The sequence below is a fragment of the Geothrix fermentans DSM 14018 genome, assembly GCF_000428885.1.
Taxonomy (GTDB): domain Bacteria; phylum Acidobacteriota; class Holophagae; order Holophagales; family Holophagaceae; genus Geothrix; species Geothrix fermentans.
In genome coordinates this window covers 1-22104 of sequence record NZ_AUAU01000006.1, presented here as the reverse complement: position 1 = coordinate 22104, position 22104 = coordinate 1, and the positions used below count along the sequence as shown (strand labels likewise).

Here is a 22104-nt window from a genome sequence, read left to right as displayed (position 1 = left end):
ATGCCGATCCGACGCGTGGTGATCCTGGGAGCCGCGGGACGCGACTTCCACAACTTCAACACCGTGTACCGGGACAACCCCGCGTACCAGGTGGTGGCCTTCACCGCCACCCAGATCCCCGGCATCGAGGGCCGCCGCTACCCGGCCGTCCTCGCCGGGAAGCTCTACCCCGAGGGCATCCCCATCTTCGACGAATCGGAGCTGGTGGACCTCATCCACCGCGAGAAGGTGGAGGTGGCCGTCTTCTCGTATTCCGACGTCACCCACGCCACGGTCATGCACCTGGCCAGCCTGTGCATCGCGAACGGCTGCGACTTCGAACTGCTGGGGGCGGACAAGACCATGATCCGCTCCACCAGGCCCGTCATCGGCATCACGGCCGTGCGCACGGGCGCGGGCAAGAGCCAGACCACCCGCTACATCAGCAACATCCTGAAGAAGCTCGGCAAGAAGGTCGTGGCCATCCGCCACCCCATGCCCTACGGCGACCTGGCGAAGCAGGCCTGCCAGCGCTTCGCGGACTACAGCGACCTGGACAAGCACGAGTGCACCATCGAGGAGCGCGAGGAGTACGAGCCGCACATCGACAACGGCTTCATCGTCTACGCCGGCGTGGACTACGAGCAGATCATCCGCAGCGCCGAGCAGGAGGCCGACGTCATCCTCTGGGACGGCGGCAACAACGACCTGCCCTTCTACAAGAGCGACCTGCACCTCTGCGTGGCCGATCCCCTGCGCTCCGGTCACGAGATGGCCTACCATCCGGGCGAGGCCAACTTCCGCATGGCCGACATCATCCTCATCAACAAGTGCGACAGCGCCAAGGAGGCCGACATCAAGGCCATCGAGGACAACGCCGCCCGGGTGAACCCCAAGGCCCGCATCATCCGCGCGAACAGCCCCGTCACCTGCGACAAGCCCGAGTGGGTGAAGGGCAAGCGCGCCCTCGTCATCGAGGACGGGCCCACGCTCACCCACGGCTCCATGACCTACGGCGCCGGCGTGGTGGCCGCCAAGGCCGTGGGCGCCCACGAGATCGTGGACCCCACACCCTACGCCGTGGCCTCCATCGCCGCCACCTACCGCAAGTACCCCAACGCCCAGGGCATCCTGCCCGCCATGGGCTACGGCGACCAGCAGGTGAAGGACCTGGAGGCCACCATCGAGGCCACCCCCTGCGACGTGGTCCTCAGCGGCACCCCCATCGACCTCACCCGCGTCCTCAAGGTCACCAAGCCCATGACCCGCGTCCGCTACGACCTGGCGGAGATCCGGGAGGGGGTGCTGGAGGCCGAGGTGCGGAAGGTCCTGGGGATGTAGCCTGGACGGGCTCGGAATGCTGCGCGTTCCGAGTAGGGATAAGGATCAGGCGCGGTACGGCTCGGGTGATTCGTGGACGGCCCAGTGGATGTGCTGGGCCGTCCGGCGCCCGATGCCTTCCACAGCGGCCAGGACCTCCGGGGTCGCTGTCACGATGGCCTCGATGGAACCGAAATGCTCGAGCATCCGCCGCGCCCGGGTGGGACCGACCTTCGGGATGCCGGTCAGGATGTGCATGCTCGCCTGGGCGAACAGGCGGCCCTCCTTGAGACTCTCAAGGAAATCCCGCACCCGCTTCCGCTCCAGGACCACCTTGCCTTCGATGAGGTAGTCCCCCGTCCGCAGCCGCTTCACGACCACCGACACACCCTCCACCTCGGAAAGCCTTCTCCCGAGATCCGAGGAACGACTCTCCCGGTCATCCACCCAGATCCGAATTGCCTCGCCCATGACCCACCCTGCGCCCTACCCTACTCGGAATGGGGCAGGAGCCCCATTCCGACCCGAGTGCCGCCATGACCCACCTCTTCCAACCCCTCCCCCTCCGCGGCCTCACGCTGCCCAACCGCATCGCGGTCTCGCCCATGTGCCAGTACCAGGCCACGGACGGGCTGGCCAACGACTGGCACCTGGTCCACCTGGGCGGCCTGGCCCAGGGCGGCGCGGGGCTGGTGATTACGGAGGCCACGGCGGTGGTTCCGGAGGGCCGCATCAGCCCGGATGACCTGGGCCTCTGGAACGAGGCCCAGGCCAAGGCCCTGGCCCGCATCGCGCACTTCATCGCCTCCCAGGGCGCCGTGCCCGGGATCCAGCTGGCCCACGCCGGCCGCAAGGCCTCGAACCCGGCGCCCTGGAAGGGCGGCGGCAGCATCCCCCTTGCCGCGGGCGGCTGGACGCCCGTGGCCCCCAGCGCCCTGCCCTTCGACGAGGGCTGGACCGTGCCCACGGCCCTGGATGAGCCCGGAATCCTGGCGGTCATCGAGGCCTTCATGGACGCGGCCCGCCGTGCCGTGGCCGCGGGCTTCCGCGTCATCGAGGTCCACGCCGCCCACGGGTACCTGCTGCACCAGTTCCTGTCGCCCCTGTCGAACCACCGCGCCGATGCCTACGGCGGGTCCTTCGAGAACCGCACGCGCCTGGTCCGCGAGGTGGTGGGCGCCCTGCGCAACATCCTGCCCGAGGACCTGCCCCTCCTCGTCAGGATCTCCGCCTCGGATTGGATGGAGGGAGGGTGGACCCCCGATGAGTCCGTGGCGCTGGCCAAGGAGCTCGGGGCCCTGGGCGTGGATCTGGTGGACTGTTCCTCCGGCGGCCTGGTGCCCCGGGCCCAGATCCCCCTGGGCCCCGGCTACCAGGTGCCCTTCGCGGCCCGCATCCGGGCCGAGGCCGGCCTCCCCACGGGCGCCGTGGGCCTCATCACCGGGGCCGAGCAGGCCGAGCAGATCCTGGCGCAGGGATCGGCGGACCTGGTGCTCCTGGGCCGCGAGCTGCTGCGCGACCCCCGCTGGCCCCTGCACGCCGCCCAGGCCCTGGGAGCCGAGATCTCCTGGCCCGCCTCGTACCTGCGCGCCGCCCAGGGCCAGGTCCCCACGCGCCAGCCCCTGCCGCCCACCAGCCGCTGACAGCTGATAGCCAACAGCTACAGCTACAACGCCCTGAACAGCGCCAGCACCCGAACCTCCTCCGCTCCGCCCTCCTTCAGGGCCTGGGCGCAGCGGAGGAGGGTGGTGCCGGTGGTCCAGACATCATCCACCAGCAGCACGATCCCCCCGGGCCGGGCGCCCCGGCGGAGACCGATGGCCGTCCGGGGCAGGCGGCGGCGGGCGCTCTCCGTGCGGGAGGCCTGGCGGCCGCTGCGCCAGTCCTTGGCCAGCAGGGGCGCGAAGGGGCGCTCGATCCGGCCTGCCACCACCCGGCCGGCCTCGGCAGCCAGGTCGAAGCCCCGCAGCAGGCGGCGCGGGAGGGCGCTGGGGGCGGCGGTCACGCAGTCCGCTTCCAGGGCCCACTCCGGAAGGGGCGCCTGGGCCAGACGGCCCAGGAGGGCCGTCCGCCATCCGGTCTCCCCCCGCTTGATGCCCGGCACCAGCAGGGCCCCCAGGGGCGGCCGGCCGCCGTGGTAGTCCCAGAGGGCATCCCCCCGCTCCCAGGCGACGGCCTCGGGGCAGGCTTCCTCCGCATGCGTCAGCGCGCAGCGGGGGCAGCGACCCTCCTGGAGCGGCCGCAGGCCCTCCCAGCAGCGGGCGCAGAGCCCGGCCTGGGCCCCCTCGCCCACGGGGCCCAGGCAGCCCCTGCAGGGCAGCAGGTCCCCGCGGATCGCCCGGAGGCGGGGGAGGAGGTCGGCCGGAAGCATGGGGAATCATAGCCAGCCGTCCCTGGTGGTAGCATCGCCGGAAGCCCCTGGCCCGCCATCCCCTGGAATCCCCTTCCGGGTCCCCGTTCCCGGACTGCATGGAGTCTTGTTCATGTCGAACGACCCGCGTCCCGCCTCCCAGATCTTCGCCCGCAAACCCCTGGCCCTCCTGCTCGAGGAAGCCCGGGGCGAGAACCGCCTCCGCCGCATCCTCGGCCCCGTGCAACTCACGGCGCTGGGCGTGGGCGCCATCATCGGCGCGGGCATCTTCGTGGCCACCGGCGCCGCCGCCCACAACATCGCGGGCCCCTCGCTGATGCTCTCCTACGTGGTGGCGGGGATCACCTGCATCTTCGCCGCGCTGTGCTACGCCGAGTTCGCCTCCATGGTGCCCGTGGCGGGGTCGGCCTACACCTACGCCTACGCCACCCTGGGCGAGCTGTTCGCCTGGATCATCGGCTGGGACCTCATCCTCGAGTACGGCGTGTCCAGCGCCGCCGTGGCCACGGGCTGGTCCGCCTACTTCCAGAGCGCCATCAGCAAGGTCGGCATCCACATCCCCAAGCTGCTGAGCGAGAGCCCCTGGAAGTACGACTCGGCCACGGGCCACTTCGCCTCCACGGGCGCCGTGATGAACCTGCCGGCCCTCATCATCGTGGCCATCGTCACGGCGGTGCTGGTGAAGGGCATCCACGAGAGCGCCAACTTCAACGCCGCCATGGTAGCCATCAAGGTGGCCGCCGTGCTCTTCGTCATCGGCGTGGGTGTCTTCTTCATCAACACGGCCAACTGGCATCCCTTCGCGCCCTACGGCTGGACCGGCCTCAGCTTCTTCGGCCACCACGTGGCAGGCCAGACGGATCCTGCGGGAGCCCCGCTGGGGACCCTGGCGGGCGCGGCCATCATCTTCTTCGCCTACATCGGCTTCGACTCCGTCTCCACCCACACCGAGGAGGCCAAGAACCCCCAGCGCGACGTGCCCATCGGCATCGTGGTCTCGCTGATCCTCTGCACGGTGCTCTACATCGCCGTGGTGGCCGTGCTGACGGGCATGGTGAAGTACGACCAGCTCGACATCAACGCGCCGGTCTCCATCGCCTTCAGGCAGAAGGGCATGGGCTGGGCCGAGGGCATCATCGCCACCGCGGGCGTCGCCGGCATCACCTCGGTGCTGTTGGTGATGATGCTCAGCGGCCCGCGTGTGTTCCTGGCCATGGCCCGGGACGGCCTGCTCCCCAAGGCCACCTTCGGCGACGTGCACCCGAAGTTCCGCACGCCCTGGAAGTCCACCATCCTCATCGGCGTCTTCGTGGGCACGCTGGCGGGCTTCCTGCCCATCGACGCCCTGCTGCACCTGGCCAACATCGGCACCCTGCTGGCCTTCGTCATCGTCTGCGCGGCCGTGCTCATCATGCGCAAGAAGCACCCCGAGGCCGAGCGGCCCTTCCGCTGCCCCTGGGTGCCCTTCGTGCCCGTCATGGGCGTCCTCAGCTGCCTGCTGCTGATGTTCTCCCTGCCCACGGCCAACTGGTGGCGCCTCATCGCCTGGCTGGCCCTCGGCTTCGTCATCTACTTCCTCTACGGCAAGAAGCACAGCGTCATGCGCCAACAGGGCGCCTGAGCCGCTCCGAGGCTCAAGAAGCAAAGACTCACCACCAAGGCACCAAGACACCAAGAACGGCTTCCTTCTTTCCTTGGTGTCTTGGTGCCTTGGTGGTGATCATTTCTGTTTGGCCCCATTCCCGTACCTGAGGTTTCCGATGTCCGCCTGGAATGACTTCACGCCTTCGAAGCGCTGCGACTGGATCGACCAGCTTCGGGGGTGGGCGGTGATCGTGATGATCGAGGTGCATGCGGTCAATGTGTGGCTGCACGCGGGGCTCCGGCCGGACTGGCTGAACTACCTCAACGGCCTGGTGGCGCCCAGCTTCACCATGGCCGCGGGCTACAGCCTGGTGATCTCCACCTTCCGCACGGACGGCACCCTGCGCCCCTTCTGGCCGGACACGGCCCGGCGCCTGGGCTTCATCCTCCTGTGCGCCTACGCCCTGCACGCCCCGGGCATCACCGCCGCGGACTGGACGGTGCTCAACACCGCCCAGAAGGCCCGGGAGCTGTTCAAGATCGACGTGCTCCAGTGCATCGTCTTCTCCCTGCTCATCCTCCAGGGCCTGGCCCGTCTGGTGCGGAACCCGCGGGTGTTCACCGGCCTGGCGCTGGCCCTGGCCGTCTTCGTGCCCCTGATCGCGCCCTCCCTCTGGGCCACGGGCGTGGCCGACGGCCTGTGGCTGCCCCTCCGCGGCCTCTTCAACGGCAACCCCGACCGGGGCGTCCAGGCCCTGTTCCCACTCTTCCCCTGGTTCGCCTTCCCGGCCTTCGGCGCCTTCCTGGGAGGGGTGTACCGGCACTTCCGCGTCATGCCGGTGGAGGGGAGCGCCCGCTGGAGCGAGGCCCGCTTCCTCGCCGGGTTGGCGGTCCTCGGCGCCCTCCTGCTGGCCTGGGGCGCCTCCGCCCAGCATGCCTGGCTCTGGGGCGGCACCTGGGTCCAGGAGAACGGCACATGGCTGCTGCACAGCAAGTCCGGCGCCTTCACCTATGCCGAGCTGGGCGCCATCTCCAACGCCACCCTGCCCAGCGTGGCGGCCCGCCTGGGCTGGATCCTGCTGGGCGGCGCGCTCATGGGCGCCGTGGATCTCGTCCGCCCCCGCTGGAAGGGCCCCAACCCCATCGACGCCGCCAGCCGCGAATCCCTGCTGCTCTACATGCTGCACCTCAACCTGATCTTCAGCGTGCTGCTGGCCCCCGCCGTCGTCGCCCTCACTGGCTGGGGCTGGGGGGACCTGGGCTGGACCGGCACCCTGCTGATGACGGCCACCATCATCGCCCTCAACCTGGCCGTGGGCGTCTGGTGGCAGTCCGTGCGGAAGACGCCGGATCTCATGCGCCGCCTCCAGCACCGGGCCGTGGTCCTCCTCGGCCTCTGGTTCGTGGTGGGCGGCTGGTGGACGTTCCGCCACTTCCTCCAGAGCCCCGAGCTGGCCAAGGAGCCCTACGGCTTCCTGAACGCCGCCCGGGTCCGCAAGGGCCTGCCCCCCACGCCCGACGGCCTCTGCCGGGACCCGGAGGAGTATTTCCGCGAGGCCGAGCGCCGGAAGCTGCACCTCAGCGCCGAGGCGAAGGCGGAGCTGACCCGCCAGATCCTGGCCCGCGGCGGCGGGAGCCACTAGAGATGGGCGAAACCCGGTAGAATCAATCCGATCATGGCTGATCCCGGCGGCAGCGCCCCCCCATCCTGGCTCCTCCTCGCCGCCTTGGCGCTGCTCCTCTACCGGGGCACGACCGTGGCCCTGCTCTCGGCCTTCCACGCCCTGCCCTCCCTTCAGCGCCGGCGGCTCCTGGAGGAGGACACCGTCCGGGATCCACAGCTGGCGGCCCTGCTGGAGCGGCCCCGGACCCTGGGCATGGGCCTGGAGTTCTGGAACAAGGGCCTCCTGCTGATCCTCCTGGGCCTGCTCTGGCCCTTCCGCCTGGCCCTGCCGGGCGGCGGCTGGAGCCTGGGCCTCCTGGTGCTGGCGGGGCTCTGGTTCCTGGACCTGGCCCTGCCGGCCCTCCTCACCTCCGGCGATCCCGGCGCCTGGCTCATCCGCCTCTTCCCCCTCTACGCCCCTGTCCGGCCCCTGCTCGCCCCCCTGGTGGATCCGATCGCGCGGCTCATCGACCGCCACACCCAGGAGCGGGCCAAGGAGGCCGAGCCCGAGGAGGCCACGGAGGAGGCCGTCACCGCCCTGCTGGAGGAGGGCGAGGCCGAGGGCATCCTGGAGGCCGGCGACCGGGAGCTCATCCGGAACGTGGTGACCTTCCGCGACATCCTCGTGCGCGAGGTCATGACCCCCCGCACCCGCATCGCCGCCCTGTCGCTCGACGCCTCCATCCCGGAAGCCTGGCAGGCCTTCACGCGCACCCGCCACTCGCGCCTGCCCATCTTTGAAGGCAGCATCGACCACATCCGCGGCGTCCTCCTGCTCAAGGACCTCATCCAGCTGCCGGACGGCGACCGCCCGCCCCTGTCCACCCTCATGAAGCCCGCCCGCTTCGTGCCCGAGAGCAAGCCCGTGATGGATCTCCTGCGCGAGATGCAGCGGACCCGCACCCAGCTGGCCATCGTGGTGGACGAGTTCGGCGGCCTCTCGGGCCTGGCCTCCATGGAGGACCTGCTGGAGGAGATCTTCGGCGAGATCCAGGACGAGCACGAGGCCCCCGCCGGCCTGGTGGTGCAGGCCCCGGGCGTCTACGTCGTCTCAGGCCAGGCCCATGTGGACGACGTGGCCCAGCGCCTGGAGCTCACCTGGGAGCGGGACGGCTTCGACACGCTGGCCGGCCTCGTCCTGGCCCGCCTGGGCCGCGTGCCCCGTCCCCAGGAATCCGTGGACGTCGAAGGCGCCCGCCTCACGGTGCTGAAGATGGAGGGCACGCGGATCGTGCAGGTACGGATCGAGCGGACCTAGGCCGCGGCGGGCTCGCGGGGCTGCGCCCCGCGAGTAGGGGAAAGACTTGGAACTGCGAAGCAGTTCCTTACTTCAATCGTGGAAGCCATAACAAAACCCCACGGCGCCGCGCGAGGGGTGCCGGGCGAGCGAGGCGAGGAACGCGAGTCGAAGCGTAGCGGGTACTACGCGCGACGAGCGCGACGCGGCATCGCGACGCCCGCCACCCCTCGCCCGGAGGGATGAAACCAGGCGGGCGCCCCGTGGCGTCAGGCCCCTTGAACAACGAACCACGTTGCCCTGTGGGCCCTTCCTTACGGTGCATCCCGCCTGGCTTCATCGCGGCCCCGTCGGGTTTTGTTATGACTTCCTCGCCGCTAGGCTGGAGATTGGAGCAACCGCATGATCCGTCGCATCCTCATCGTCCTGGCCATCCTCGGCCTGCCGGTCACCCTGCTGCTCGTCCGCCGCATGCAGCGGAAGGCCCTGGTGCCTCAGCCCCGGGGCATGGTGCTGGGGCTGTATGCCGGGGTGCCGGACTACGACTATCACGAGGAGCTGGACCGCATCGCAGCCACGGGCGCCACCTGCGTGAGCCTCCAGGCCATCTACCGCATGGACACGGGCCACAGCACCGAGATCCGCCGCCATCCCACCTCCAGCCCCACGGAGGAGAGCCTGCGGCGCACCTTCCGCCAGGCCCGGGACCGGGGCCTGCGCATGATGTTCTTCCCCACCATCAACCTGCGGGACGAGGCCGACAACGCCGACTGGTGGCGGGGCAACATCGAGCCTTCTGACTGGGACCTGTGGTGGCGGAACTACACGGACTTCAACGTCCGCCTGGCGGCCCTGGCCCAGGAGGGCGGCGTAGAGTGGTACAGCCTCGGCACCGAGATGGCTTCCACGCACCCCTTCCCGGACCGCTGGCGGGCGCTGGCCGCGGAGGTCCGCAAGGTCTTCAAGGGCAAGCTGGTCTACAGCGTGAACTTCGACAGCCACGACAGCTTCACCTTCGGCGACTGCCTCGATGTCATCGGCATCAACACCTACGATCCCATCGCCAAGTACGACGAGTACCCCACGCCGGATCAGATCCGCGACGCCTGGTGGTGGATCGTCTACAAGGCCCGTACGCTCTCGGCCCGGTTCGCCGATGCCAAGGGGCCCAAGCCCGTGATGATCACCGAGGTGGGCTATCCCAGCGTGGCCCACGCCCATGTGGGGCCCTGGGACTTCCGCACGGACAAGCCCGTGGACCTGGCCCTCCAGGACCTGCTGCTGAAGGGGGCCTTCGGCGTCCTGCGCCACTGGAGTGACGGCGACGCGGTCTTCTACTACCTCTACGGCGAGAACCTCAACCAGAAGCCCATCGGCGGTCCCCTGGACCGCACCTATGCCGTGTGGGGCAAGCCCGTCGAGGCCACGCTGAGGAAGTACTTCAAGGAGCCCATCTGGGAGGGGCACATCCCCCCCAAGGCCGAGAACCTCCACGAGGCCATGGTGCAGTCCCTCGTGAGCTGGCACCGCAAGGTGCGGGACTACGAGGACGCCGAGCTGCCCCCCTGGGTGCTGGACTGGGAGGCCCGGCACCCCGGGGACGCCGCCGAGGCCCGGGCCATCCTCGCCCGGGAACCCGCCCCGGCACGGAAAATCCCCAAGGGCGAGGCCCGCTGACGGTATCCTCGGGAGCGACCCCATGAACCCGCCCACCCGTCCCCGCGCCCTTCCCGATGCCGAGGCACCCGCCCGCACCCTGCTCGTGGTGGAGGACGACCGGGCCACCCTCAGCCTCTACCGGGCGGGCCTGAAGAGCCTCCAGGGCTTCCGCATCCTCTCGGCCTCCAACGGCCGCGAGGCCCTGGAGGTGCTCCGGCAGGAGCCCGTCCATGTGCTCATCACGGATCTGGACATGCCCGTCATGGACGGCTTCAACCTGATCACCAAGGTGCGCCGCCTCTACCCCCAGATCCCGGTGATCGTCATGACCGGTCTGGACGAGAGCCAGCACCTGAACACGCCGCTGGACCTGGGGGCCATCCGCATCCTCAGCAAGCCTCTGCGCCTGGGCTTCCTCGTGGAGGTGATCCGGGCCACGGTGCAGGCGGAATCCCCGGGCGTCATCCGCGGGCTGAGCCTCGGCAGCATCCTCCAGCTCCTGGCCTGGGAGCGGAAGTCCTGCACGCTCACGGTCAAGTCCGAGGCCGGCATGGGCCTGCTCTACCTCAGCCGGGGCGAGGTGATCCACGCCGCCTTCCGCGACCAGGAGGGGTTCCCGGCGGTTTATGAGATCCTGACTTGGGACCGGCCGGACATCGAGTTCGTGGAAACCTGCCGGGTCGAGCGGACCATGGACCTCCCCCTCACGGAACTCCTGTTGAACGTGGCCATGATCACCGACTCGCTGGGGCCCGAAGCCCTCTGATCCTGACCCGTCGCCGGCTCGCGCTGGAGATGTCCGCCCAGTTCCAGGAGATCCATGTCCTTCAGCAGTTTCAACTTCATCCTGTCCCTGCCCCTCTTCGTCCTGACGTTCTGGCTCATGCCGAAGGGCCTGCAGAAGTACTGGCTGATCCTCCTCAGCTTCATCGTCTACATGGCCGCGGGCCTCCCGGACTTCCTCCTGCTCTTCGGCGCGGTCTTCGCCAACTGGGCGGTGCCCTACGCCGCGCCGGACCGGCGCCGCGCCGCCGCCGTCATGGTGGTGGCCAACATCGGCTTCCTGGCCTGGTTCAAGTACCGGCTCTTCCTGTCCGGCCTGGTGGGCCTGCACCCCGGCTACGCCCTGGTGATCCCGCTGGGCATCAGCTTCTACATCTTCCAGATGATCTCGTACCAGGTGGAGATCCGGCGCGGCCAGGTGACGGGCACCGGCTCCTTCTGGGAGTTCTTCCTCTACATCTTCTTCTTCCCGCACCACCAGGCGGGCCCCATCATGCGGCCCCACGCCTTCCTCATCTGCTTCCACCAGGCCCGCACCTTCTTCCGGTCGCGGATGCTGACGGGCCTCCTCATCTTCCTTTGGGGCCTGTTCAAGAAGGTCTGGATCGCCGACCTCATCGCGCCGAAGGTGGACGAGGCCTACCTCACCTTCCACAACTCCGGCGGCCGCGAGGGCAGCCTGGTCTTCCTGGCGGTGATGTACGGCATCCAGATCTACGGCGACTTCTCCGGCTACTCGGACATGGCCGTGGGCATGGGCCGCTTCTTCGGCTTCAAGTTCGACCGCAACTTCCACCAGCCCTACGTCTCCCGCGGGGCCTCGGAGTTCTGGCGGCGCTGGCACGTCACGCTCTCCCAGTGGCTGCGCGACTTCGTCTACATCCCCCTGGGCGGCAACCGGGGCACCTACCTGCGCACCCTGGTGAACCTGTTCCTGGTGATGCTGGTGGGCGGCCTCTGGCACGGCGCGGGCTGGAACTTCGTCCTCTGGGGCGCCATGCACGGGGCCTACCTGATCTGGGAGCGGGTGATGCCCAGCCCCCAGGGCGCCTGGGCCCGCTGGCCCAAGTACATCCTCTTCCAGCTGCTGGTGATGCTCACCTGGATCCCTTTCCGCGAGCCGAGCATGGCCGCCATCTGGCACGCCCTGCCCCGGTCCTCGGCCTGGTTCGGCTCCGCCACGGACCACGCCCTGAAGTACTTCGCGGCCATCCTCCTGTTCGCCCACCTGGAGCAGGCGCTGGAGCGGCGCTTCACGGGCCTGGTCAAACGGACCGCGAGGATCCCCGCCCCCGCCTTCGCCGTCGCCTACGGCATCCTGATCTTCATCGTGCTCATCGGAGCCGGCAATGCCACGACCTTCATCTACCAGCGCTTCTAGGCCCCTGCGGCTCCTCCGCGTGGCGCTCCTGCTGGCCCTGGGGCTCGGCACGGCCCTCGCCCTCGACCGGCTGGCCTTCAGCCGCCGGGAGTCCCTCCACACCGCCAACACCGGCCGCTGGGCCTACCAGGAGTGGCGCGACAAGCAGGCCGCGGCCCGGCGCCTGCCCGCCCCCCCCGAGATCCTCTTCCTGGGCGACTCCACCATGAGCCGGGACCTGCGCCCCTCCCTGATCGCCCCCCGGGCCCAGAACCTGGCCCGCTCCGGCCTCCAGGGCGTGGAGCTGCCGGAGCTGGACCTCAAGCTCGGGCAGCTGGGCATCAGCCACCCGCGTCTCATCGTCCTGAGCATGCTGCCCGAGCAGTTCCGCCCCACGGAATCGGACCTGGCCTTCCTGGACTCCCCCAGGCCCAGCCCGGGCGACGTCCTCCGGAGCTACTATGACCGCCTGAACCTGAGCCAGATCGCCTTCTTCCCCGGCACCCGGGTGGTGAAGTACCACCTGGACGCCCTGGTGGCCCGCCAGGACCGGGACCGCTCCTTCCGCATCGACAGCGACGGGGCCCTGCTCTACGGCCACAGCGCCCAGAACCCCGGCGCCCCCCCCAAGCTGCCGGGCTTCATGGCCAGCCAGCCGGGCTACCTGGATGCCGCCCGCCTGGCCCCCCTAGAGACCTTCGTGCGCCACTGGGAGGCCCGGGGCACGCGGGTGGTCTACCTCGTCCTGCCCCTCCACCCGGAGCTGGCGCCGGCCTACGAGGCCCGCTTCGCCCCGGACCTGGCCTTCTACCGCGCCCAGGTGGAACGGATCTTCCACGGCCGCGTCCTCGACCTGAGCACCCCCCTGCCCGCCGCGGACTACTACGACGCCACCCACCTGAACGCCGACGGAGCCGCGGCCTTCTCGCGGCGCGTGGCGGAGCGCCTGGCCCCCTACCTGGCCCCCTAGCTGGCCGGCACGGGGACGGGCCGGTCTGACCCGTCTGCGGTCCCCTCCCGGCTTTGACACTTCGTGCCCGTTGGCGGGCAGGTCTGGGACTTTCGTCAAAACCGGCCCGAGGGGGTCACCAAAGGGCACCCGCCGGGGAATAATGGCGCGTGTGCGGCCCCGAGGGGCCCCCTTCCCAGGCAGGTGTCCATGTCCCAGCTGAAGCCCTTCCGCGCCTACCGCCCGCGGCCCGAGCTCGCCGCCCAGGTGGCCGCCGTGCCCTACGACGTGGTGAACACCCAGGAGGCCGCCGAGCTGGCCAAGGGGAATCCCCACTCCTTCCTCCACGTGGGCCGCCCCGAGATCGACCTGCCCGCGGGCACGGACGTCCACGCCGACGAGGTGTACGCCAAGGGCGTGGCGAACCTCATGCGCATGATCGAGACGGGCACCCTCATGCAGGAGGGCCTGCCCAGCCTCTACGTCTACCAGCAGCGCATGGGCGACCACGTCCAGGCGGGCCTGGTGGGCCTCTGCTCTGTGCAGGAATACGAGAACGGCACCATCAAGCGCCACGAGTTCACCCGCAAGGACAAGGAGGATGACCGCACCCGGCACGTCACCGAGCAGAACGCCAACGCCGAGCCCGTCTTCCTCACCTACAAGGCCGTCCCCTACATCGATCACATCGTCAACGACATCCGGAAGCTGCCGCCGGTCTACGACGTGGTCACGCCGGACGGCATCGGCCACACCGTGTGGGTCGTCACCGGCGAGCCCGTGATCTGCGAGCTGGTGAACCTCTTCAACGGCGTGCCCGCCCTCTACATCGCCGACGGCCACCACCGCACCGCCGCCGCCATCCGCTACGGCCAGGCCCGCCGCACCGCCGCGGGCGCAGCCGCCACAGGCGACGAGCCCTTCGAGAGCTTCATGGCCGTGGTCTTCCCCCACGATCAGCTCAAGATCATGGACTACAACCGCGTGGTGAAGGATCTCAACGGCCTCAGCCCGGACGCCTTCCTCGCCAAGGTGCGCGACAAGTTCGACGTGGCCCCCGCCGCCCACCGCAGCCCCAAGGCCCCCACCACCTTCGGCATGTATCTGGGCGGCGCCTGGTACGAGCTGAAGGCCAAGCCCGGCACCTACCCCGCCAGTGATCCCGTGCGCGGCCTGGACGTGAGCATCCTCCAGGAGAACCTGCTGGGGCCCATCCTCGGCATCGACGATCCCCGCACCAACACCCGCATCGACTTCGTGGGCGGCATCCGCGGCATGGACGAGCTGGAGCGCCGCGTGAAGAACGGCTACGCCGTGGCCTTCTCCCTCTTCCCCACCTCGCTCGACCAGCTCATGAGCGTGGCTGACGCCGGTGAAGTGATGCCCCCCAAGTCCACCTGGTTCGAACCCAAGCTGCGCTCCGGCCTGCTGGTGCGGATGTACGAAGGCTAGGGATCCACCACGGAGACACGGAGGGCACTGAGAAAAGCACACGGAGGCCTCCCGGTTTCCCTCACCTGCTTTCCCTCGTGTTTTCTCCGTGTTCTTCCTCCGTGATCTCCGTGCCTCCGTGGTGAATCTTTAATCTCTGGAGTACCCATGCACACCCTCATCGCCGACGCCTTCGACGCCAAGCTGCCGGAGCGCCTCGCGCCCTTCGGCACCGTCAGCTCCGACATGGCCACCCTCGGAGAGGCCAACGTCCTCCTCGTCCGCTCCAAGACCAAGGTGGACGCCGACCTCCTCGCCAAGGCCCCTGCCCTCAAGCTCGTCATCCGCGGCGGCGTGGGCATGGACAACGTGGACAAGAAGCTCTGCGCGGAGAAGGGCGTGAAGGCCATGAACACGCCCAGGGCCAGCAGCGTGGCCGTGGCCGAGATGGCCATGGCCTTCATGGTGGCCATCCCCGCCCGGCTCATCGAGGCCCACACCTCCATGAAGGAGGGCAAGTTCCTCAAGAGCGAGCTGAAGCGCACGGAGCTCTTCAAGAAGACCCTGGGCCTCGTCGGCGCCGGCAACATCGCCACCGAAGTGGCCAAGCGCGCCCAGGCCTTCGGCATGGAGGTGATCGCCTACGATCCCTACCTCAAGGAGCACCCCATCGCCAAGCTGGTGAGCCTGGACGAGCTGGCCGCCAGGGCCGACGTCATCAGCTTCCATCTGCCCCTGACGGACGAGACCCGCGGCATGGTGAACGCCGCCTTCCTGGCCAAGGTGAAGGACGGCGTCATCCTCATCAACACGGGCCGCGGCAAGTGCGTGGTGGACGCCGACCTCGCCGCCGCCCTGCACAGCGGCAAAGTGCGGGCCTACGGCACGGACGTGTGGCCCAGCGACCCCCCGCCCGCCGACTGCCCCCTGCTCCACGCCCCCAACGTCTTCATGGCCCCCCACCTCGGCGCCAGCTCCAAGGAGAACCTCGGCCGCATCGGCGACGAAGTCGTTTCGATTCTTCAGGATTTCAAAGCGTAAAATCTCACCACCAAGGCACCAAGTCACCAAGAAAGGACACCAAGAAAAACGTCTTTTGCAGTTCTTGGTGCCTTGGTGCCTTGGTGGTGATCGGTTTTCTTTTCAACGGAGCGCATCATGACCCATCGCGTGATCAACTTCTACGCCGGCCCCGCGGGGCTGCCCCTGCCGGCCCTCGAGCGCGCCCAGGAGGAGCTGCTGGACTTCGCCGGCACCGGCATGTCCGTCATGGAGGTCAGCCACCGGTCGAAGGAGTACGACGCGGTGCACGAGGAGGCCATCGCCCTCACCAAGGAGCTGATGGGCCTGCCCAGCAACTACAAGGTGCTGCTGCTCCAGGGCGGCGCGCACCTCAGCTTCGGCATGATCCCCCTGAACCTGCTGCGCAATGACAAGAAGGCCGACTACCTCGTCACCGGCAACTGGGCGGAGAAGGCCACCAAGGAGGCCAAGCTGGTCGCCGGGGACCGCGTGCGCGTGGCCGCCAGCACCAAGGAGCAGAAGTTCAGCCGCCTGCCCCACGCCGACGAGATCAAGGTCGGCCCCGACAGCGCCTTCGTGCACTTCACGTCGAACAACACGGTCGAAGGCACCCAGTGGCACGAGTTCCCCAAGGTCGGGAACGTGCCCTACATCTGCGACATGAGCTCGGACTTCATGTGGCGCCCGTTTGATGTGAGCCCCTTCGGCCTCATCTACGGCGGCGCCCAGAAGAACCTCGGCCCCAGCGGCGTCACCCTCACCATCATCCGCGAGGACTTCCTCGAGATGTGCGAGGCCCAGGACCTGCCCAGCTACCTGCGCTACAAGATCCATGCCGAGAAGAACAGCCTCTACAACACCCCGCCGACGTTTGGCATCTACATCCTGCGGAACGTGCTGGCCTACAACAAGAGCATCGGCGGCCTCAAGGCCATCGAGCAGGCCAACCTCAAGAAGGCCGAGCTGCTCTACGGCTGCATCGACAAGCACAGCGGCTTCTACCGGGGCTTCGTCACCGAGAAGGCCCACCGCAGCGTCATGAACGTGGACTTCTTCCTGCCCACCCCCGAGCTGGACGACCAGTTCGTGAAGGAGGCGAAGAAGGCCGGCATGGTGGGCCTCAAGGGCTACCGCGACATCGGCGGCATCCGCGTCAGCACCTACAACGCCGTCACCGTCGACAATGTGAAGACCCTCGTGGACTTCATGGAGCAGTTCGTCAAGGTGAACGGGTAGTCCGGGGCGAAGCCCCTCTGCGAAAAAGAGGCGCTCCGGCGCCTCTTTTTCGTCAGGAGCGGACCTCCGAGCGAGTCTGCATGCCCACCACGATCTCCTCGATCTTCCGGTCCTTCTCGGCCCAGACCTCGTGCAGCCAGGCCTGCATGCGGGCACGGAAGGCGGGGTCGCCCTCGTAGTCGCCGCCCAGCAGATCCTTGGGGATCTCCAGCTCCCGCACCCGCACCACCACCTGCTTCACCTTGCCCGAGAGGAAGTCCCAGAAGCTGGGCACGCCCTCGGGGTAGACGATGGTGACGTCCAGCAGGGCGTCGAAGCGCTCGCCCATGGCGCTCAGCGCCGTCGCCAGGCCGCCGGTCTTGGGCTTCAGCAGGTGGCGGTAGGGCGACTGCTGGGCCGCCTTCTTCGCATGGCTGAACCGCGTTCCCTCCAGGAAGTTCATCACGGAGGTGGGGATCTGCCGGAACTTCTCGCAGGCCCGGCGCGCCGTGGCCAGGTCCTTCGACCGGCTGCCGCTGCGGCGGCGCATGAAGGGGAAGTCCAGCGCCCACCAGGCCAGGCCCATCACCGGAACATAGAGCAGCTGCCGCTTGAGGAAGAACTTCAGGAAGGGCACCTTCCGATGGAAGACCTTCTGCAGCACCAGGATGTCCACCCAGCTCTGGTGGTTGCTGCTCACCAGGTACCACCCCTTGCGCCGCAGGTTCTCGTGGCCTGCCACATCCCACCGGATGCGGTGCATCAGGGCCATCCACCAGCCGTTCACGGCGATCCAGCCCTCCGCCATGCCGTTCAGCAGCCGGTCCGTGCCCCGGCGGACCGCCCCGAAGGGCAGGGCCAGCTTCACCAGGGCCACGGGGATCATGCCCGAGAAGATGGCCAGCACGTTGGCCACCAGCATGGAACCGGCGACGCTTCCCTTGACCGTGGACCACAGACGCTTGAACATTCCCGACTCCGACCCGCCGGGCGCCGGGCGCCCGACCAGCCAGTTTATCGGAAGGTCCCCTGAACCCGCGGAAGGCAAAACCAGCCTAGCCCCAGCCCAGCTCCTCCAAGCGGTCCTCGCCGATGCCGAAGTGGTGCGCGATCTCGTGGATGACCGTGGTGGCGATCTCCCGCCGCAGCTCTTCCTCGTCCCGGCAGTCCTCCAGCAGCGGCCCCCGGTAGATCGTGATGCGGGGGGGCAGGTCGCCGGACTGCTCCGGCCCCTCCGTCAGGGCCCGGCCCGAATAGAGGCCGTAGAGCGTCTCGTCCTCGGGCACGCCCAGGTCGTCCAGCAGCGCATCCGGCGCCCACTCCTCGACGACCACCGCCACCCCCTCCAGGTAAGGGCGGAACTCCGCCGGCACCAAGGCCAGCGCCTCGTCCACCAGCTGCCGGAACCTCGGGTGGGAGATGTTCATGGCCCCATCGTACCGCCGCATGGCTCAGAAACCTTCAGCCGCCGATTTCAGTGATGGACGGTGATGAAGCGACGAAGGCTTCCGCATGGCCCGCCAGAGGCGGCTCCCGGCTTATCGACTTGGCTCAGCCCAGGGTTCGCAAAATGAAAGGCGGAGCCGGAGATGGCGGAGAAACGGCTTCAGATCCACAGATTCACGCCGATTGAGAACGGGGCTGTGGCTGGTTTGGAGGTGCCGCTTCGCAAGCGTGGGCTCCCTGTGGGTGCCGCCGAGGCCATCTCTGCCCTCTCCGTTCATCTCCGGCTAAACCAGCTTTTCCTTCCCGCGCCTTGCGTCGGCTCGTGAAGCGCTCAGGCTGAGCTTGGCCGATGAGCAGGAAAAGCTTTCAGTTCAGCCCGGACGCGCCGTCACAGCCCGTCCAGCGGGCTCGGTACGCCCCGCCCGCCCCGGTTCAGCACGTGGGTGTAGATCATGGTGGTGGCCACATCCCTGTGCCCCAGCAGCTCCTGCACCGTACGGATGTCGTGGCCCGCCGCCAGCAGATGCGTGGCGAAGCTGTGCCGCAGCACGTGCGGCGTGACGGGCTTCACCAGCTCCGCGGCCCGGGCCGCCAGGCGCACCGCCTTCTGGACGCTCTCGGCATGGAGGTGGTGCCGCCGCATCCGCCCGGTGCGGGGATCCGCCGAGCGCTGGACCGAGGGGAACACCCACTGCCAGCCCCAGGCCCGGGCGGTGGAGGCTGCCTTCACCCCCAGGGCATCCGGCAGCCAGACCTCGCCGAAGCCCTCCGCCAGATCCGCCTCGTGCAGGGCGCGCACGGCCACCAGGTGCGTGTGGAGTGGGGCGACCAGGCGGTCCGGCAGCATGGTCACCCGGTCCTTGCCTCCCTTGCCGTCCCGGACCACCACCTCCCGGCGCTCGAACTCCAGATCCTTCACCCGCAGCCGCAGCCCCTCCATCAGGCGCAGGCCTGTGCCGTAGAGCACCTGCGCCACCAGGCTCATGCCGCCTTCCATCTGATCCAGCAGGGCCCGCACCTCCCCCGGCGTGAGCACCACCGGCAGCCTGGGCGGCCGCTTGGCCTGGACCACCTCGGACAGCCACGGCAGGTCCACCTCCAGCAGGTGCCGGTAGAGGAACAGCAGGGCCGCCTTGGCCTGGTTCTGGGTGGAGGGCGACACCCGCCGGTCCACGGCCAGGTGGCTGAGGAAAGCCTGCACCTCCGGCGCCCCCATCTCCTGGGGATGGCGCTTGCCATGGAAGAGGATGAACCGCCGCACCCAGTCCACATAGGCGTCCTCGGTCCGCAGGCTGTAGTGCCGGGCCCGCAGGCACTCCCGCAGCTGATCCAGGAACCGCGGCGCCCCCCCGATCCGCTCGCCACCCGTCTGCCTAATCCACCCGGCCATGGCCCACACTCCCATCGCCCCCGGCCGCCTATTGCGCTAACCTTGCCCAGCCACTCACGCCACCATCCCAGGGGATATCACAATCTATCGCCTTTTTTTCGCCTCGCAAGCCCCATCCCCAGTACGCCCATCTCCCCAAGACCCAACCACCCCCGGGCACCCCCCTACGAACTAGACGTAATCCCACCCTCTTTTTCCCAATCGCCCAATTTAAAGTTAGGCCTCGTTCGCCCTTCCCTTTCTGTCTGCTGGGTGTGCGTGGGGGTCCGCAGGTTCGATCGTTGGTCCACTGCTTCAGGGCAAAGCCTTACCAGTTCTCAGTCTTCAGCTTTTCCAGAATAGGGTTATCGCTTACTCATCAACCGTCGGCCCATGGATTTCTGCCATCATCGATGTCACTTCACCGCTTCGGCCCTCACTCTCACGCGATAACTCCGGCATTTCCCCTTTGGGGTCGTCGGCATGAATTTCCGCTCCCACTCAAGCAGGCTCAAACCCAGGCGCGCCGTGTGCTCGGGGTGCCAATGCTTAGGGCTCGGCCTAACCTTCAGCTCAACTCGGACCCCGCCTGCATTGCCTCCCGCTCTCTCTCAGCTTCTCGCTTCCTCGGCTCCGCTCATTGCCTCGGTGCAGGCGGGGCCGGTTAGCTTCATTCGTTAGGTGTCCTTCCACTCCAATGAACAGCGCCCAGGCAGAACAGCTCCTCGCGAAAGAGTTTGCTTCCCGGATTCTTCCGAAGCTTCCGTTTCGTTTGGTGACAGCCTCGGTTGAGGTCAATTCATGGGCAGTAACCATTCATTGCTATCAAACATCACCAATTGACGATGAACCCTACGAGCTAATCGAACGAGAATCCCAATGCCTTCTCCACGCACTACCATCCAGGCAAGGTGAACAATGGCAACTCACTGTTGCGCTTCACCGCATTCAACCAGGGGCCCAGCCTGTTTCCTTGGGCTGTCGGGTCGAATCCACAACCTGGGCCACCTAACCCCTAGCTCAACTCGGACCCCGCCTGCATTGCCTTCCGCTCTCTCTCAGCTTCCCGCTTCCTCGGCTCCGCTCAGCGCCTCGGTACAGGCGGGTCCGGTTAGCTTCATTCGTTAGGCCTCTCAATGCTCTTCGAAGCTGAAACCTACACCTCGATAATCGATGGGCCTGATCTATCCAATGGCCACATCTTCTCCTCGTGCACTTTCGAAAACCTAGAGAACCTAACCTTTCTTGATGCAACATTCCTCTCGTGCCTCTTCGAAAATTGCGTCTTCTATTGGTCAGATTTCATGGTTCCATTTCTCTACAATTGCAAATTTGAGCAATGCACCTTCGCTGGTTCATCTTTCCGTGGTTGCCGGTTGATCGACTGTTCCTTCGAATCTTGCACGTTCACCGAGAGTGGTCTTGGTTCCCCTTGCCATTTTGAAGACTCAAAGTGGGTCGAGTGTCACCTGGTAAATTGCAAGGGCTTAGAAAATAATCCATGGCTTCCTTCATCGGCCTAACCCCTAGCTCAACTCGGACCCCGCCTGCATTGCCTTCCGTTCTCTCTCAGCATCCCGCTTCCTCGGCTCCGCTCGTCGCCTCGGTGCAGGCGTGGCCGGTTAGCTTCCTTCGTTAGGTCGCCCATGGTTCCCAAAAGCCTAATCGGTCGCATCGTAGCTGCCATGTGGCTTCTGGCTTGTGTTGTTCTCCTGGTCTTCGCGTTCAAGCAACGGCATATTCACGATATGCCCGAAGCCTTCATCTGGCTGCTCATCATGCTCACCTTTCCCATCGGTTTCTTTGGCTCAACGCTGGTCGGCTTACTATGGGGTGGCATTTCGTCACTGTTCGGCCTCTCCTACCATCCCTTCGCAGACCTAATCCCAATCTGGGTGGTGGTGGTGGCCCTGGGGTACTGGCAGTGGTTCATCGCAATTCCATGGGTCGTGCGCAAACTTCGACATCCCTGAGTGGGCGCCTAACCCTTAGCTCAACTCGGACCCCGCCTGCCCTGTCTTCCGCTCTTTCTCTTCTTCTCGCTTCCTCGGCTTCGTTCGTCGCCTCGGTGCAGGCGTGGCCGGTTAGCTTCATTCGTTAGCCCGCTGAATGTTCTTCCAACCAAACTTCAAAGGAGTGCGGAAATGAAACGAGCATTGCTGTTCACTCTCCTCGCGGCTGTCTTCTCTCAAATATCCATGGCACAGCAACCAGCACAACTGGTTGGAACCTGGAATGTCACGTCTACTCAGGCCGCCGACACCAATTTTGATGTTCCACCGAAAGCCGGTGCCATGGCCTACATCTGGATTGTGAGTGCCTCAGCCAATGGTGATATCACCGTGAGCGTTCAGGGCGAAACCTCATTCCCAAAACTCCACGGCAAGTGGCGCCCTGCCACTCGAACTTTGATTCTGAAAGGTCAAGCTGTAACCCTCGGTGGTCGCACCGCTTGCTGGTACAAACTGGTCCTCGATGAAAATGGCACGCTGCGCGGTGTCCGTCGTTTTCTCGATTCCACACCAGCATTCTCTGACTTCGAAGTTGTGGCCAAAAAATCGTGAGCCCACGCGGTCTAACCCTCCGCTCAACTCGGACCCCGCCTGCATTGTCTCCCGCTCTTGTATGTTTCCCCCACGTCCGGCGCCTTCTGATCATCAGATGGATCTGACGGCCGGAAGGAGGTCCGTGTTTCAAACGGGGGGATGGTGCCGA

General features: G+C 67.3%; 20 protein-coding genes. 15 read left to right on the top strand and 5 right to left on the bottom strand.

Annotated elements, in window-relative coordinates; genetic code table 11:
• Entirely contained in the window at positions 1-1320 is a 1320-nt protein-coding gene (locus G398_RS0101120) for a cyclic 2,3-diphosphoglycerate synthase (RefSeq protein ID WP_026852217.1), read from the top strand.
• A gap of 45 nt (positions 1321-1365) precedes the next feature.
• On the opposite strand, the gene G398_RS0101115 is transcribed toward G398_RS0101120, so the two are convergent.
• Complete coding sequence (locus tag G398_RS0101115) at positions 1366-1770, bottom strand: helix-hairpin-helix domain-containing protein (protein ID WP_084511811.1); 405 nt, start codon at positions 1768-1770, stop codon at positions 1366-1368.
• 65 nt (positions 1771-1835) lie between these two features.
• On the opposite strand from G398_RS0101115, the gene G398_RS0101110 reads away from it, so the two are divergent.
• Entirely contained in the window at positions 1836-2942 is a 1107-nt protein-coding gene (locus G398_RS0101110) for an NADH:flavin oxidoreductase/NADH oxidase (RefSeq protein WP_026852215.1), read from the top strand.
• Between the two features lie 23 nt (positions 2943-2965).
• On the opposite strand, the gene G398_RS19045 is transcribed toward G398_RS0101110, so the two are convergent.
• Positions 2966-3670, bottom strand: coding sequence for a ComFC family protein (locus G398_RS19045; RefSeq protein WP_052571070.1), 705 nt, complete (start codon positions 3668-3670; stop codon positions 2966-2968).
• A 112-nt stretch (positions 3671-3782) separates the two neighbouring features.
• Between G398_RS19045 and G398_RS0101100 the strand changes: the two genes are divergently transcribed.
• From G398_RS0101100 to serC, 10 genes are all read left to right on the top strand, one after another.
• Complete coding sequence (locus G398_RS0101100; RefSeq protein ID WP_043482987.1) at positions 3783-5291, top strand: amino acid permease; 1509 nt, start codon at positions 3783-3785, stop codon at positions 5289-5291.
• 139 nt (positions 5292-5430) lie between these two features.
• Positions 5431-6897 (top strand): heparan-alpha-glucosaminide N-acetyltransferase domain-containing protein, encoded by a 1467-nt coding sequence (locus tag G398_RS0101095; RefSeq protein ID WP_026852213.1) that lies wholly within the window; start codon positions 5431-5433, stop codon positions 6895-6897.
• Positions 6898-6930: 33 nt separating this feature from the next.
• Entirely contained in the window at positions 6931-8175 is a 1245-nt protein-coding gene (locus tag G398_RS19040) for a hemolysin family protein (protein WP_052571067.1), read from the top strand.
• Positions 8176-8556: 381 nt separating this feature from the next.
• Positions 8557-9831, top strand: a complete 1275-nt coding sequence (locus G398_RS0101085; protein WP_026852212.1) for a glycoside hydrolase family 113 — start codon at positions 8557-8559, stop codon at positions 9829-9831.
• A 22-nt stretch (positions 9832-9853) separates the two neighbouring features.
• A complete protein-coding gene (locus G398_RS0101080; protein WP_026852211.1) occupies positions 9854-10579 on the top strand; it encodes a response regulator in 726 nt (241 codons plus the stop codon).
• Between the two features lie 54 nt (positions 10580-10633).
• Positions 10634-11977, top strand: a complete 1344-nt coding sequence (locus tag G398_RS15275; protein ID WP_052571065.1) for an MBOAT family O-acyltransferase — start codon at positions 10634-10636, stop codon at positions 11975-11977.
• Between the two features lie 19 nt (positions 11978-11996).
• Positions 11997-12926, top strand: a complete 930-nt coding sequence (locus G398_RS21785; RefSeq protein WP_026852210.1) for an SGNH/GDSL hydrolase family protein — start codon at positions 11997-11999, stop codon at positions 12924-12926.
• 189 nt (positions 12927-13115) lie between these two features.
• The gene (locus G398_RS0101065; RefSeq protein WP_026852209.1) at positions 13116-14357 is read left to right on the top strand and encodes a DUF1015 domain-containing protein; all 1242 of its coding nucleotides are present in this window, start codon (positions 13116-13118) and stop codon (positions 14355-14357) included.
• A gap of 147 nt (positions 14358-14504) precedes the next feature.
• Entirely contained in the window at positions 14505-15377 is an 873-nt protein-coding gene (locus G398_RS0101060) for an NAD(P)-dependent oxidoreductase (protein ID WP_026852208.1), read from the top strand.
• A gap of 117 nt (positions 15378-15494) precedes the next feature.
• Positions 15495-16595, top strand: coding sequence for a 3-phosphoserine/phosphohydroxythreonine transaminase (gene serC, locus G398_RS0101055; RefSeq protein WP_026852207.1), 1101 nt, complete (start codon positions 15495-15497; stop codon positions 16593-16595).
• 52 nt (positions 16596-16647) lie between these two features.
• Here the strand turns inward: serC and G398_RS15270 are convergent, their stop codons facing one another.
• The 3 genes from G398_RS15270 to G398_RS0101035 all read right to left on the bottom strand — a co-directional run bounded on the left by G398_RS15270 (position 16648) and on the right by G398_RS0101035 (position 19410).
• A complete protein-coding gene (locus tag G398_RS15270; RefSeq protein WP_043482981.1) occupies positions 16648-17544 on the bottom strand; it encodes an acyltransferase in 897 nt (298 codons plus the stop codon).
• Positions 17545-17629: 85 nt separating this feature from the next.
• Positions 17630-18022 (bottom strand): metallopeptidase family protein, encoded by a 393-nt coding sequence (locus G398_RS0101045; RefSeq protein ID WP_211229021.1) that lies wholly within the window; start codon positions 18020-18022, stop codon positions 17630-17632.
• A gap of 386 nt (positions 18023-18408) precedes the next feature.
• A complete protein-coding gene (locus G398_RS0101035) occupies positions 18409-19410 on the bottom strand; it encodes an integron integrase (protein WP_052571063.1) in 1002 nt (333 codons plus the stop codon).
• A 1115-nt stretch (positions 19411-20525) separates the two neighbouring features.
• Here G398_RS0101035 and G398_RS22150 point away from each other — a divergent pair.
• From G398_RS22150 to G398_RS20575, 3 genes are all read left to right on the top strand, one after another.
• Complete coding sequence (locus tag G398_RS22150) at positions 20526-20912, top strand: pentapeptide repeat-containing protein (protein WP_084511809.1); 387 nt, start codon at positions 20526-20528, stop codon at positions 20910-20912.
• 162 nt (positions 20913-21074) lie between these two features.
• A complete protein-coding gene (locus G398_RS0101030) occupies positions 21075-21362 on the top strand; it encodes a hypothetical protein (protein ID WP_026852203.1) in 288 nt (95 codons plus the stop codon).
• Positions 21363-21533: 171 nt separating this feature from the next.
• Entirely contained in the window at positions 21534-21953 is a 420-nt protein-coding gene (locus G398_RS20575; RefSeq protein ID WP_157492231.1) for a DUF2147 domain-containing protein, read from the top strand.
• The last annotated feature ends 151 nt before the right edge of the window (positions 21954-22104 follow it).